Below are 13217 nucleotides of genomic sequence, written 5' to 3'. Positions count from 1 at the left end.
CGGTACACGCGCCGGTGGCACGCCGGCCGAATCATATACGGTTGCGGAGTCCATGGGAAAACGCCTGATTGTCGCCAGCCTGTTGTTGGGCGGCCTGCTGGCCGGTTGTGCGACGGCGCCGGTGCAGGAGATGAGCGATGCGCGCCAGGCGTTGCTGGCTGCGCGCCAGGCAGGCGCCGCATCGCGTGCGCCACAGGTCTATTCCAGAGCCGAGGCGCTGATGCAGCGCGCCGAGGACCAACTCAGCGTGGGCGGTTATGCCTCGGCCAGGAAGCTCGCCGAGGAGGCGAAGAAGGCCGCACAGGAGGCCCGCGACAAGGCCTTGACCCAGTAGCGTGCCGGGCGTTTTCCCGGTATCGGTCGACGTGGGCGTTTCCTTGACACCCCCAGGGGTGGGTGCTAGGTTTTTCAGCGTCATTCTTGGATGGCGATAGCGGTTTCAAACCTGCGTTTATCGGGCGATCTGGGCAGTATCCCTCAAAATCATAACGACTCTGGAGTGCAACTTATGAAAATCGGTATGACCCGTTCGGTTCTCCTGTCGAGTGCTGTCCTGTCGCTCGGGCTGCTGGGAGGTTGCGCCACGACGGCCGAACAGCCGGCCGCGCCCGCTCCAACCCAGAATATGGCGGAACAGAATGCCGCCCAGGCCATCGCGACTGCCAAGTCGGCCTACGCGGAGGCTGAGGCGAAGGGGTACGCCTGGACGACCACCAAGCCGCTGATCGAGAAGGCCGAGGCGGCCTACAAGGCAGGCGACTACGCCAAGGCCAGCGCTCTGGCCGACAAGGCGAAGGCCGAGGCCGATAGCAGCATCAACCAGTACTATCTTGCTATGGGCACGCGTAACCTTGAGAAGCTGCAGGGCATGAAGAGCGCGATGTCGCCTGCCCAGCTGGCGCAGCTCAAGCAGGCCGAGACGCTGTATCACGATTCCAAGGGCAAGGCGCTGTACGATCTGACCGAACAGATGCTCACCGAGATGAAGAATGCCAAGCGGACCAGCTTCACGGTCAGCAAGGGTGATACGCTGTGGGGAATCGCCGGCATGCCGCTGATCTACGGCAACCCTTACGAATGGCCGCTGATCTACAAGGCGAATGCCGGCAAGATTCACGATCCCGACCTGATCTATCCCGGCCAGGATCTCACCATCGACCAGGGCGCCAGCCAGGCGGCGATCGATGCGGCGATCTACCATGCCAAGCATCGCGGAGCATGGAAGCTGGGCCAGCCGACCGCCAGCGACCTCAAGTACCTCAAGGGCGGCATGTAACCCGATCGGCGCCTTACGCGCGCATCGAGCATGACGACCGGTCGCTCTGGACCGGGAAAAGGGGCCTTTGCAGGCCCCTTTTCTTTACAGCTGTCCGGTCCCCGGCTGCGTAGGTTCGGTGATTTCATGCTGGCGACCGTGCGTCGCTTCGCCGACGACGGCTGCTTCCAGACTGCCGGCAGCCTCACCTTTACGACCTTGTTGTCGCTGGTGCCGCTGGTCACGGTGCTGTTCGGCGTGCTGAGCCTGTTTCCGGCCTTCCGCGACATGACGTCGGATCTGCGTCAGCTGCTGGTCAATCAGTTGGTGCCGACATCGGGCGAACTGGTCCAGCACTATCTGACGCAATTCAGCGAGAAGGCCTCGCGGCTGACGCTGGTCGGTTCGCTGTGGCTGTTGGTGACGGCGGTGTTGACACTGTCGACGGTCGATACCGCGCTCAATCGGATCTGGCGTACCAGCCGACATCGCGATACCGTCGTCGTGTTCATCGTCTACTGGGCGCTGCTGACCCTCGGCCCGCTGCTGTTCGGCACCGGCTTTGCGGTGACCTCGTACGTTTTTGCGCAGTACCGTGCCTGGCTGGAGGGCTGGAGCGGCGAGGGCGGCGACTGGCTCGCCCTGCACATGCTGTCCGTGTTCCTCGAAACGCTGACCTTCACGCTATTGTTCGTGCTCGTGCCGAGAACGCGCGTGAGTCTTAAGCACGCCCTGGTGGGTGGCGTGTTCACGGCGCTGATGTTCGAGCTCGCCAAACGCGGTTTCTCGTTTTATGTTTCCCACTTCAAGAACTACGAGCTGATCTACGGTGCCTTTTCGGCAGTGCCGATTTTTCTGATCTGGATTTATCTGTCCTGGCTGATCGTGCTGCTCGGCGCGGAAGTGACCGCCTGTCTGAGCCTGGATTGTCACCGCGGCCGCATGGACGACGAGTCTGCTAGACGTTCCTTGCGTCTGGCGGTACGCCTGGTGGCCCGCCTGGGAAGCGGGCAGTGGCATGGTCGTGGCGTACGTCTTTATGAACTGGCTCGTGCCGAACCGGCCTTTACGCAGGCGCAGGTGGAAACCATGTTGAGACGGCTTGCTCGGCTCAAGATGACGCGGCAGACGGGCGGCGAATGGTATTTGATCCGCGACTTGAGAGGTGTCCGTCTGTACGAACTCTACCGGCAGGGTGGCTTCGGGCTCCAGCCCACGGGGTCGCGCGGGCGCGACAGCGAGGCTCTCGATACGCGCCTGGATGCCTTGCTCAATGATGCGGAAGGGGATATGGCGGCGCGCTTGAACCAGACGCTGGCGGAATTCCTGCCGCGGATGGAGGTGGGCGAAGAGGAAGTGCGCGAGGGATTGGGCGAATGAGCAGCGCCCTGCGCTGGTGGGTGTCCGGGCGCGTCCAGGGCGTGTCGTTTCGCGCGGCGACGCGGGATAAGGCGCTTGCGCTGGGCTTGAACGGATATGCCCGCAATCTCGCAGACGGTCGTGTGGAGGTTTATGCCTGCGGCAGCGGTCCTGCGTTGCGGGATTTGGGGATCTGGCTACAGCGAGGGCCGCCCGCAGCCCGCGTCGAGCGGGCGATGCAGGCGGCGGCGGTGGACGAGGGCGTATCGGGCTTCGAAATCCGGCGTTAGCGGATCAGGTCTGCTGCCGCAGGAAGGTCGTCAGCTCGGCCAGCGGCACCTGTCTGGGGTCGGCATCCCGGCGTCCCTTGTATTCGGCTTCGCCGGCGTCGAGCCCTCGTTCGCTGAGGACCACGCGGTGGGGAATGCCGATCAGTTCCAGGTCGGCGAACATAACGCCCGGGCGGACTTCGCGATCGTCCAGCAGCACCTCGAAGCCTGCCTCGGTCAGATTGCGGTACAAATCCTCCACGGCTTCGCGCAGGCGTTGCGACTTGTGCAGATTGATCGGCGCGATGGCGATTTGGAACGGCGCGAGCGGCGTCGGCCAGACGATCCCGCGCGCATCGTGATTCTGCTCGATTGCGGCGCCCACGATGCGCGATACGCCGATACCGTAGCAACCCATGGAGAGGACGGCCGGCTGGCCCTGTTCGTCGAGTACGGTGGCGTTCAGGCGCTCGCTGTAGGTGCGTCCGAGCTTGAAGATATGGCCGACCTCGATGCCGCGGACGATGCGTAGCCGCCCCTTGCCGTCTGGACTGGGGTCGCCTTCGATCACGTTGCGCAGGTCGGCCACGGGGCCGAGCGGGACGTCTCGTACCCAGTTGATGCCGAAATGGTGCTTGCCATCCACGTTCGCCCCGGCACCGAAATCTGCGATCATCGCGGCACAGCGGTCGACGATGATCGGGATCGGCAGCTCGACGGGGCCAAGGGAGCCGGGCCCAGCGCCGATGACGGCGCGAATCTCGGATTCCTCGGCAAACTGCAGCGGGCTTGCCACCTGCGGAAGTTTTTCGGCCTTGATCGGATTGAGCTGGTGGTCGCCGCGCAGAATCAGCGCGAGCAGTCCGCCGCCGACCTGCTCGCTGGCGCGCACGATCAAGGTTTTGACCGTACGCTCGATCGGCTGATCGAACTGCTCGACCAGCGCCTGTATGGTCTTGGCCTCCGGCGTATCGACCAGCCGCAGCGGTTCGCCCGGCTGCGGACGTTCGTCGCGATCCGGTACGGCTTCGGCGAGCTCGACATTGGCGGCAAAGTCGCCGCCGTCGGCGAAGGCGATGGCGTCCTCGCCGGCTTCGGCAAGCACGTGGAACTCGTGCGAGGCGTTGCCGCCGATGGAGCCGGTGTCTGCGGCGACCGCGCGAAAATCCAGGCCCAGGCGGGTGAATATTTTGGTGTAGGCGGCGTACATGCGCTGGTAGGTTTCGTCCAGCGAGGCTTCGTCGATATGAAAGGAGTAGGCGTCCTTCATTACGAATTCGCGCGCGCGCATCACGCCGAAGCGCGGGCGTATTTCGTCGCGGAACTTGGTCTGGATCTGGTAGTAGTTCAAGGGCAGCTGCTTATAGCTGCGCAGTTCGCGGCGGGCGATGTCGGTGATGACCTCTTCGTGTGTCGGGCCGAAGCAGAACTCGCGCTGATGGCGGTCATTCAGGCGCAGCAGTTCTGGGCCGTATTTTTCCCAGCGGCCCGATTCCTGCCACAGTTCCGCCGGTTGTATGCACGGCATCAGCAGTTCGAGGGCGCCGGCCGCGTCCATTTCCTCGCGCACGATGCGCTCGACCTTGCGCAAGACGCGCAGGCCCAAGGGCAACCAGGTGTAAAGCCCGGAGGCCAGCCGACGTATGAGGCCGGCGCGCAGCATGAGCTGGTGACTGACGATTTCGGCCTCGGAGGGGACCTCCTTGAGGGTCGCAAGCGGGAATTGTGAAACGCGCATGGAGTTCTTTCGCTGTCGGTTGGATGGAACGCGCATCTGAACTGCGCGGTTGATGTCTATTGTGCCGGGCGAGGGCCTTCAGAGGGTAGTGCCGTTGTGTCCCCAGCGAGCGCGAGGGACGTCGGCGAAAAGCAGATAAACCCGTGTACCGGGGATGCCCGCATGGCGCTCGAGCAGAGCGCACAGCGCCTTGCTGAGTTCAGCTGGCGCCGTTTCCGGAAGGCCGATGCTGCGAAGCTCGATCAATGCCAGCGGGGCGTCATGTCCGCCGAGGCGCATGGCCGGGTTGTACTGGTGGCGAACCATCATGTAGGACTCGGGCTTGCCCAGCAGCCCGGCGACGAGCCCGGAAGCTTCGCCGAGCAGGGCGTCGATGGCCGGGGCTTCCAGCGCCAGGCTGATTTCGATGCTGAGCAGGGGCATGGTCAGTCGCCCTTGCAGTAGCGCTCGACGAAGGCTTGAGCCTGTTTGAGGCGTTGGGCGCGCTGGCTATCGCTCATCCATTCGACGCTGCCGTCCGGTTTGACGATGCGTACGCGCCGCGGCTGTTCGAGCGTCTTGACGTCGCTGCTGGCGATTTGGCAGCGTTGCTTGAGGTCGGGTATCTGCGCAGGCTTCGGCGCGGCGTCCTTCGGCGCCGCCGATTCAGGCGCCATCGGAGCCGGGTTGGTCCCGGCGCTTTCGGCCGTGCCGTTCCCGGCATCGACCGGCGAGTCGATGACGGTATAGCGATGTCCGCTTGGCGGCATCTGACTGTAGTGGGTGACGCCCTGTGCGTCTATCCACTTGTAGATGGCGCCATGCGCGAGCAGGGGAGAGAGGAACAACAGTGCTGCTCCCAAGCTGGCTATACTGGTGCGAAACCCCTTATTGGCCATGTTGGTTCTCGATTATTGCCATGCGAGCAGTGTAGCAAATACGCCCGCAGTACCCCATCGGATACGTGCATCGCAGGCTCTGCGTATTGACTATCCGAATATTATAATTTACTAATATACATTCATTGGCCCGCACCCAGATGCGGCGCAGCCCTATCAGGTCAGATGTCGGATCAATAAGGAGTTTGCAGCGTGCGGATGAGAGGTTATCCATCGGGGTCCCAGGCGTGGCTGAGACTGCTGGTTTTGTCATCCCTGCTGCTCGCCTTGACGGTCTCGCCGGCAGAGGCGGCGAACCCGGCCGACACGGCGTCTTCGGCTGGGATGCTGAGTCTGGATCAGGCGGTGCACCGCGCACTCGCGCAGACGCCGGAGATGCTTGAGGCGCGCGCGCGTCTCGACGAGGCGAAAGGCGGCGTGCGCGAGGCGCGAGGCCACTTGCTGCCGAGTCTGAGCGCTTCGTTGATGGGGTCCGGCAGCGACAACCCGCTCAATGTTTTCGGGATGAAGCTCTCGCAGGGCAAGGCGACCTTCAACGATTTCGGCGCGAACCAGTTTCTGGGGCCGCAGAGCCTCTCGACGGCGCCGGACAACCTGAACGATCCTGGCTGGTATCGCAACTATCAGACGAAGCTGACCCTGCAGATCCCGGTCTACAACGGCGGTCAGATCTGGGGCGGCCTGGCGCAGGCGCGGGCCTACCTTGCCGCTGCGCGGCAGGGTGACGTGGCCGCCCGGCAGCATTTGTTGTTCGAGGTGCTGGGTGCCTATGCGGGCGTCGGGGCCGCACAGGCCTTCGTCGGGGTGGCCGGCAAGGCGATCGCCGCCGCCGATGCCTACGTGAAGCTGAGCGAGCAGCTGTTTGCTCAGGGAGTCGTTTCCAAGAGCGACGTGCTGCGCGCCAAACTGCATCTCGCCAATGCGCGACTGCAATCGCAGGAAGCCCGCAACGCGCTCGAGAATCAGCTCGCGCGTCTGCGGATGATGGTGGGTTTGCCGGCAGACGTGCCGGTGCGGCTCGCGCAGCGGGTCAGCGTCGTACTGCCGGCGGCGGATCTGACGGCATTGCGCCGGCAGGGCGTGACGGACAATCCGGGCGTGCGCGCGCGGCTGCTGCAGGTGGAGGCCGCACGGGCAGGCGTCGACAAGGCCCGTGCAAGCTATCTTCCCCATTTCAATATCCAGATCAGCCGCGAGTGGAACAGCCCTTCGCTCGACGGCGGTCGTCCCTCGTATACCGTGGCCGGCGTGTTGACCTGGAACGTGTTCGATTTCGGCGCCCGCCGTGGAGCGCTCGACGGCGCCGAGGCAAGGGTGATGCAGCGCCAGGCCGAGGCACGCAAGGCGCGCGAGCAGACGGTGCTGGCCGTGGACAAGGCGTGGCGCGAGGTGAGGCTGGCGGCGATCCGCGAGTCGACCCGCGAACAGGCCATCGGCGAGGCTGCCGAGGCTGAGCGTCTGGCGCGACTGCGTTACGAAAAAGGCGTGTCCACGATCGCCGAGCTGCTTGCATCGCAGGCGGAACTCGACAAAACGCGCAGCCAGCTGGTGGCGGCGCGCTATCAGGCGGTGATGGCGCGTGCGGGCCTGCTGCTGGCGACCGGGCGGTTGAGCCTGAGCGCACTGCGGACTTCACCTGCCCAACCCTGATTCTGCAGACTCACGAAGACTATCTTGGAAGCGACGACCATGGCGATTCAAGCACGCAAATGGATATTGCCCGTCCTGCTCAGCGCCGCGATGGGTGCTCTGGCCGGTTGCGGCGATCGGAATACCGCGACATCGGATACCTCATCTGGCGCATCCGCAACGAATGCGGTATCGGCGGTTACCCTCAAGGTGGCGGTGCGCAATCTGCCCGCGTATGCCGATTTTCCCGGCAGCGTCGCGGCTGCGGATCGTGTGCAGGTGGCTTCCCGATTGATGGGATATGTGCAAGGGTTGCGCGTCCACGAGGGGCAGTCCGTTCGTGCCGGAGCGCTGTTGCTCACGATCGATCCCAGCGATGTCAAGGGTGGCATCGCGCAGGCGCGCGCAAGCCTCGACAAGGCCCAAGCCGCATTGGCGGACGCTGCCGCGAATGAACGCCGTTACAAGGCGCTGTTTGAGCAGCAGGCGGTCCCGGCGCAACGCTATCAGCAGGTTCACATGGCCTACCAGGTTGCCCAGGGCAACGTCGCGCAGGCGCGCGCCGCACTCAAGTCCGCGCGCGCGCAGTTGCACTATGCCGAGGTGCGTGCGCCCTTTGCCGGCGTGGTGGTGGCCAAGTCGGTCAGCAACGGGCAGCTGGCGACGCCGGGGCAGCCTCTGCTGACGCTCGATGGCGCGGCGCACCTGCAGGTCGTGGCGCAGATGAGCGACCAGGCATTCCGTGCCCTGCGCCTCGGTCAGTCCGTTACGGTCGAAGTGGACGGACTGGGCGCGCGGCCGCAGTCGGTGAGCGGCACGGTGGAACGCCTGGTGGACGCTTCCGACCCGATGACGCACACCCATACGGTCAAGATCGCCCTGCCGGCCGGCAGTCCCGCCCAGAGCGGCGACTATGCGCGCGTGCGGGTTGCGGTTGGAGTGCATCGCGGCATCGTCGTGCCGGCGTCGGCGGTGCACCGGCGTGGCGATATCGACGGCGTATTCGTGGTTGACGGGCAAGGCGTCGCGTATTTTCGCATGGTCCGCCTGGGGCCGCCGATTGATGGCAAGGTCGAAGTGCTGGCGGGACTGGTGAGCGGGGACCGCATCGTGGTGTCGGCCAAGGGCCGCCTGGATAATGGCGTGCGCGTGCAGACGGAAGACAAATCATGAGTGCGCAGCACCCGGACGAACGGCTGAACCTGGCGGGGCGGCTGGCGCAGGCCTTTCTGGCCTCCAAGATCACGGCGTTGATCATGTTGGCGCTCACGCTGTTCGGCACGCTTGCCGTGATGGTGACGCCGCGCCTGTACAACCCGGAGATCGTGGTGCCGGCGGCCTCGATTCTGGTCATGCGTCCCGGCAGCAGCCCGGAAGAGATCCAGAATCAGGTGGTGCGGCCCCTGGAAGCGCTGATGGCCGGCCTCAAGGGCGTGGAGCATACCTACGGCAATGCGGTCAACGATCTGGGCGTGGTGACCGTGCAGTTCCAGGTGGGGGCGAACGAGGAGCGCAGTCTGCTGCTGCTCTACAACCAGCTGATGCGCAACATGGACCGTTTGCCGCCCGGCACGATGCAGCCGCTGGTCAAGAGCATCGGCATCAATGACGTGCCGGTGCTGGCGGTCACGCTCAGCGCCAGAAATTTGGGCGGAGTAGCGTTGCGCGAGTTGGGCGAGCGCGTGCTGCAACAGCTGCGCAGCGTGCCGAACGTGGGCGACAGCCATGTGATCGGCGGCGAGCGACCCGCCGTGAATGTCGAAATCGAGCCCGGTCGTCTGGCAGCCGCAGGCCTCAGCCTGGATCAGGTGATCAAGCTGCTCAAGGCCTCGAATGCGGTGGTGCCGGCGGGGCATCTAGTCAACAGCAACCGGCAGATCGACCTGCGCGTCAATGCGGCCTTCGCCGATGTGCACGAGCTGGGGGACATCGTGGTCGGCGTGGTGCACGGCAAGCCAGTCTATCTCAAGGATGTGGCGCGAGTCGTGCGCGGCGCGCGCAGCCACGATGAATACGTCAGCGAGGCCGCCGGCGCCGCCGATGCCGTGCCGGCGGTGACCCTGGCGATCGGCAAGCGCGCCGGCGCCAATGCGGTGACCGTATCCGATGCGGTGCTTTCCAAGCTGCATCGTCTCGAACGCGAGATGCTGCCGCAGGGCGTGCATGTCAGCGTGACCCGCGACTACGGGCGCCGCGCCAACGATGCGGTCAACACGCTGATGGAGCATCTGGCCATCGCGATCATCGTGGTGTCCTTCATCCTGCTGTTCTTCCTCGGCTGGCGGGAGGCGATCATCGTCACCCTGACGGTGCCCCTGACGCTGTTCGTGGTGCTGGGCGTGGGCTGGATGATTGGCCAGACCATCAACCGGATATCGCTATTCGCGCTGATCCTGTCGCTTGGCCTGCTGGTGGATGCGGCCATCGTGGTGATCGAGAACATCCACCGCCACCTGCATCACGGCGATTGCCGAGACTATGGCGGAATGCTGGTGCGCGCGACCAACGAGATCGGTAATCCGACCAACATCGCCACGATTGCGGTCATCCTGGCCTTCGTGCCGATGGCCTTCGTCAGTGGCATGATGGGGCCGTTCATGCGGCCGATACCGATCAACGTGCCGGTGGCGATGGTGGCTTCGCTGATCCTGGCGTATATCGTGGTGCCGTGGGTGGCCTATCGCTGGCTGCGCGGCAAGGCGATGGCCACCCTGGCGCGCCAGGCCGATCTCGAGGATGCCGGCGAATCGAAGCAGGACTGGCTGCACCGCAGCTACGTCGCCGTCATCCGGCCGCTGATCGCGAGCGGACGCAAGCGCACGGTGTTTTTCTCCATCGTCATCGGCCTGCTGTTGTTATCCCTGTTGATGCCGGCCTGGCAATTTATCCGCCCCACGGGCATGAACGGCCCGATCAGTGCGCTTGGCGTGAGCCTGCAGATGCTGCCCGACGGCAACGTCAGTACCTTCACCGTCGAAATCGACACGCCCGCCGGTACCGCGCTGGCAGAGACCGGACGCGTCGCGCAGGCCGTGGGCGAAGTGCTGGCGCGCGAGCGCTACGTGACCCATTACCAGACCTATCTGGGCCGTACCGGCCCCCTGAGCTTCGCCGGCATGGTGCGCGGCGATGCCCTGCGCAAGGGCAGCAATCTCGCGCAGATCGTGGTCAATCTCGTCGGCCGCCACGACCGTCCGCATACCAGCGTGGTGGCCACGGAGGTGTGGAAGGCGTTGGCGCCGGTGCGCGCGGCCTTCCCGCTCACCCGCATCAAGCTGTTCATGACGCCGCCGGGGCCACCGGTGCGCTCCCAGGTGCTGGCGGAACTGTACGGGCCGAACTACGAAACCCTGCGTCAAACGGCGGCGCTCGTGAAGCAGGATTTCGAGAAGGTTTATGGCATGATCAATATCGACGATTCGGTCACGGCCACGGCGCCTGAATACCGGATTCATGTCGATGCGCGCAAGGCCATGCTGGCGGGCGTGGCGCCGGCGCAGGTCGCCAAGCTCGTCCACGACTATGTGGCGGGCATCGATGTCGGCACCCTGCGCGAGGTGCATGCCCCCGAACCCGTGGCACTGATCGTGCGGCTCAAGCGTGCCGACCGTTCCTGGATTCAGCAGGTGCGCGACCTGCAGGTCACCAATGCACAGGGGCGTTCGGTGCCGATCGGCAGCCTGGTGCGTATCGAGCCGTCCAGCGTCGCCAAGCCGATTCTCGACCGCGACCAGCATCCGGTGGTCTACGTGATGGGCGACATGCTCAATGCCAGCCCGGTGTACGCGACGTTGACGCTCAACAGCATGCTCGACGGCAAAACGCTGCCCAATGGCGTGCATCTAACCACGGGGAATCTCGGCTTCGTTGACGCGCAGCCGAACGACGTGACCCACTATCAGCTGCTCTGGGGTGGCGATATGCGGTTGACGCTAGACGTGTTCCGCGATCTCGGCGCCGCCTTCATCGTCGCGCTGGTGTTCATCTATCTGCTGCTGGTGGCCTACTACCAGTCCTTCGCGTTGCCGGTGATCGTGATGGGCGCGATCCCGTTGACCCTGGTAGGCATCTTCCCCGGGCATTGGTTGTTCCACATGCCGTTCAATGCGACCTCGATGATCGGTTTCATTGCCTTGGCCGGCATCGTGGTGCGCAACTCGCTGCTGTTGATCGATTTCATACTCGACTACCGCCGCCGCGGTTACGGGTTGGCCGAATCGGTGATCGAGGCGGGCGCCATCCGCTTCCGGCCGATCCTGTTGACCGCGCTGGCCATCATTTTCGGTTCCGCTGTGATGGTCAGCGACCCGGTGTTCGGTGGCCTGGCCGTATCGCTGATCTTCGGCACGCTGGCATCCACGCTGCTGACCCTGGTCGTGATCCCGCTGCTCTATTATCTTTGGCAGCGCCGTGAGGATGCGCGTGCCGGCGCCGCATGATTGGGCAGGCGGCGATCAATGAGTACGCCGTCGGCCCTTGTTGGTGCGGGCGAGTTCCTGCAGCATGGCCTCCTGTTCGTTGAACGAGGGCGGCGCCGAAGCGACTGTTCCCGGCGCCGTCGTGTCGGAGCCAGCCGGCTGGTGACCGGCCCGTTCGCGCTCCTTGATTTTGAGGTAATCCTCCAGCGACTCGTCGACGTAGCGTCCTCGATAGCCAGGCGGCGGTGCGGCGCCGGGACGCATGAACTGGCGCATGCGCAGCGCCTTGTTAAGGGAAATGCTGCGCCTGCCGATCCAGAAGGCATCGAAGGCGAGCAGGCCGAGTATCGCGATGGCGCCGCCCGCAGCCGGGATGGCGCCGAAGACAATGCCCAGCCACGCCGCGAGTGTGCAGAGCAGGGGATAGGCAACGGCGCCGACGGGTTCCCGCAGGTACCAGCGATGCAAGCCGAGCGGGAACAGAACCATCAGCAGGTAGGCACGCGACGGTCGTCGCATGGCCTGGTTGTAGCGCAGGTTCAGGGTCTGCAGGCCCTCTCCCTCAAGGTCGAGTTTTTTCCAGCTAGGGTGCATAGATCGGCTCTCCGCGACCTTTTGTCGCGTTACGGGCTGAGCGGGGATAATACGACGGGTTTTCGGTTTTCTAGCATCAAGCGGGCTGCTAGTATGCAGCAACCTACACGCCGATCCCTACGAGGATTTAAACCGATACCGTGGCCGACCGCAGACTTCAGGTTTTCTATACCGTTGCCAAATTGCTGAGTTTTACCAAGGCGGCAGATACGTTACACATGACCCAACCGGCGGTGACTTTTCAGATCCGCCAGCTTGAGGACCATTTCAACACGCGGCTTTTCGATCGCACCCACAACCGGGTGAGCCTAACCGAGGCCGGGCAGATCGCCTACCAATTCAGCGAGCGCATTTTCGAACTCTACGCAGAGCTCGACAATGCGATCAAGGAACTGACCGGCGACATCAGCGGTGCGTTGACGGTGGGGGCTTCAACGACCATCGCCGAATACATGTTGCCCGCACTGCTCGGGACCTTCAAGGCCGAGCACCCGGACGTCAATCTTCGCCTGCGCGTCTCCAATACCGAAGGCATTGTGTCCATGGTCGAGAACAACATCATCGATCTGGGCGTGGTCGAGGCGCCGGTTGCGAACAAGAATCTGGTCGTGGAGATGTGCCGCGAGGACGAGCTGGTCGCCGTGCTGCCGCCGAGCCACCCGCTGGCCGGCGAGAAGGCCCTCACCGCCAAGGCCTTCTTCAGCCACCCCTTTATCTGTCGAGAGGAGGGGTCGGGGACGCGCGAGGTCATCATGGAATACCTTGACGAACAGGGACTCGACCGCAATAGTCTCAACGAGTGTCTGGAGTTGGGCAGTTCGGAATCCATCAAGGGGGCGGTGGAGGCCGGCATGGGCGTGAGTATCCTGTCGCGCACCAGCCTGGACAAGGAGATCGCTCTCGGCCGCCTGGTCGCGTTGCCGCTGGACCCGCCGTTGCGTCGGCCATTTTCGTTCGTACGCCAGCGCCAGAAATTCCGTCTGCGCGCCATGGAGGAGTTGCTCAACTTCGCCCGCGATTACTGCGAGACGCATGCGCACGACGGGCACTCGCAGCCGTAATCCAACATTGCCCCAC

At 64.2% G+C, this 13217-nt stretch carries 12 protein-coding genes; 8 read left to right on the top strand and 4 right to left on the bottom strand.

What is annotated here, in order from left to right; translation table 11 throughout:
- Window positions 1-52: 52 nt before the first annotated feature.
- The 4 genes from THPRO_RS05005 to THPRO_RS04990 all read left to right on the top strand — a co-directional run bounded on the left by THPRO_RS05005 (window position 53) and on the right by THPRO_RS04990 (window position 2904).
- Window positions 53-334, top strand: coding sequence for a DUF4398 domain-containing protein (locus THPRO_RS05005; protein WP_038089490.1), 282 nt, complete (start codon window positions 53-55; stop codon window positions 332-334).
- 174 nt (window positions 335-508) lie between these two features.
- Window positions 509-1276 carry a LysM peptidoglycan-binding domain-containing protein gene (locus THPRO_RS17220; protein WP_236717251.1) on the top strand — a complete coding sequence of 256 codons (768 nt, stop codon included), beginning with the start codon at window positions 509-511 and terminating at the stop codon, window positions 1274-1276.
- Between the two features lie 126 nt (window positions 1277-1402).
- Window positions 1403-2635 (top strand): YihY family inner membrane protein, encoded by a 1233-nt coding sequence (locus THPRO_RS04995; protein ID WP_052064296.1) that lies wholly within the window; start codon window positions 1403-1405, stop codon window positions 2633-2635.
- Window positions 2632-2904, top strand: coding sequence for an acylphosphatase (locus tag THPRO_RS04990; protein ID WP_038089494.1), 273 nt, complete (start codon window positions 2632-2634; stop codon window positions 2902-2904). The genes THPRO_RS04995 and THPRO_RS04990 overlap by 4 nt, the downstream gene beginning before the upstream one ends.
- A 4-nt stretch (window positions 2905-2908) precedes the next feature.
- Here the strand turns inward: THPRO_RS04990 and THPRO_RS04985 are convergent, their stop codons facing one another.
- The 3 genes from THPRO_RS04985 to THPRO_RS04975 form a co-directional block, all read right to left on the bottom strand.
- Window positions 2909-4621 carry a proline--tRNA ligase gene (locus THPRO_RS04985; protein WP_038089497.1) on the bottom strand — a complete coding sequence of 571 codons (1713 nt, stop codon included), beginning with the start codon at window positions 4619-4621 and terminating at the stop codon, window positions 2909-2911.
- Between the two features lie 78 nt (window positions 4622-4699).
- Entirely contained in the window at window positions 4700-5044 is a 345-nt protein-coding gene (locus tag THPRO_RS04980; RefSeq protein ID WP_038089501.1) for a phenylpyruvate tautomerase MIF-related protein, read from the bottom strand.
- A 2-nt stretch (window positions 5045-5046) separates the two neighbouring features.
- Window positions 5047-5448, bottom strand: a complete 402-nt coding sequence (locus THPRO_RS04975) for a DUF4124 domain-containing protein (RefSeq protein ID WP_052064297.1) — start codon at window positions 5446-5448, stop codon at window positions 5047-5049.
- Between the two features lie 249 nt (window positions 5449-5697).
- Between THPRO_RS04975 and THPRO_RS04970 the strand changes: the two genes are divergently transcribed.
- From THPRO_RS04970 to THPRO_RS04960, 3 genes are read left to right on the top strand one after another with little or no spacing between them, the layout of a single operon-like run.
- The gene (locus THPRO_RS04970; RefSeq protein WP_038089506.1) at window positions 5698-7149 is read left to right on the top strand and encodes a TolC family protein; all 1452 of its coding nucleotides are present in this window, start codon (window positions 5698-5700) and stop codon (window positions 7147-7149) included.
- A 39-nt stretch (window positions 7150-7188) separates the two neighbouring features.
- Entirely contained in the window at window positions 7189-8301 is a 1113-nt protein-coding gene (locus THPRO_RS04965; RefSeq protein WP_038089810.1) for an efflux RND transporter periplasmic adaptor subunit, read from the top strand.
- Window positions 8298-11567 carry an efflux RND transporter permease subunit gene (locus tag THPRO_RS04960; RefSeq protein ID WP_038089510.1) on the top strand — a complete coding sequence of 1090 codons (3270 nt, stop codon included), beginning with the start codon at window positions 8298-8300 and terminating at the stop codon, window positions 11565-11567. Before THPRO_RS04965 ends, THPRO_RS04960 begins: the two co-directional genes overlap by 4 nt.
- A gap of 15 nt (window positions 11568-11582) precedes the next feature.
- Here the strand turns inward: THPRO_RS04960 and THPRO_RS04955 are convergent, their stop codons facing one another.
- Window positions 11583-12140 (bottom strand): hypothetical protein, encoded by a 558-nt coding sequence (locus THPRO_RS04955; RefSeq protein WP_038089515.1) that lies wholly within the window; start codon window positions 12138-12140, stop codon window positions 11583-11585.
- 140 nt (window positions 12141-12280) lie between these two features.
- On the opposite strand from THPRO_RS04955, the gene THPRO_RS04950 reads away from it, so the two are divergent.
- A complete protein-coding gene (locus THPRO_RS04950) occupies window positions 12281-13201 on the top strand; it encodes a LysR family transcriptional regulator (protein WP_038089520.1) in 921 nt (306 codons plus the stop codon).
- The last annotated feature ends 16 nt before the right edge of the window (window positions 13202-13217 follow it).

This window comes from Acidihalobacter prosperus (genome assembly GCF_000754095.2).
GTDB lineage: Bacteria > Pseudomonadota > Gammaproteobacteria > DSM-5130 > Acidihalobacteraceae > Acidihalobacter > Acidihalobacter prosperus.
This window is presented reverse-complemented; position numbering and strand designations above follow the sequence as displayed.

Excerpts from the sequence above, each read along its gene's own strand:
- THPRO_RS04995 (WP_052064296.1), top strand. The coding sequence starts at position 1,403 with ATGCTGGCGACCGTGCGTCGCTTCGCCGACGACGGCTGCTTCCAGACT.
- THPRO_RS04985 (WP_038089497.1), bottom strand. The coding sequence starts at position 4,621 with ATGCGCGTTTCACAATTCCCGCTTGCGACCCTCAAGGAGGTCCCCTCC.
- THPRO_RS04965 (WP_038089810.1), top strand. The coding sequence starts at position 7,189 with ATGGCGATTCAAGCACGCAAATGGATATTGCCCGTCCTGCTCAGCGCC.
- THPRO_RS05005 (WP_038089490.1), top strand. The coding sequence starts at position 53 with ATGGGAAAACGCCTGATTGTCGCCAGCCTGTTGTTGGGCGGCCTGCTG.
- THPRO_RS04970 (WP_038089506.1), top strand. The coding sequence starts at position 5,698 with ATGAGAGGTTATCCATCGGGGTCCCAGGCGTGGCTGAGACTGCTGGTT.
- THPRO_RS04955 (WP_038089515.1), bottom strand. The coding sequence starts at position 12,140 with ATGCACCCTAGCTGGAAAAAACTCGACCTTGAGGGAGAGGGCCTGCAG.
- THPRO_RS17220 (WP_236717251.1), top strand. The coding sequence starts at position 509 with ATGAAAATCGGTATGACCCGTTCGGTTCTCCTGTCGAGTGCTGTCCTG.
- THPRO_RS04960 (WP_038089510.1), top strand. The coding sequence starts at position 8,298 with ATGAGTGCGCAGCACCCGGACGAACGGCTGAACCTGGCGGGGCGGCTG.
- THPRO_RS04980 (WP_038089501.1), bottom strand. The coding sequence starts at position 5,044 with ATGCCCCTGCTCAGCATCGAAATCAGCCTGGCGCTGGAAGCCCCGGCC.
- THPRO_RS04990 (WP_038089494.1), top strand. The coding sequence starts at position 2,632 with ATGAGCAGCGCCCTGCGCTGGTGGGTGTCCGGGCGCGTCCAGGGCGTG.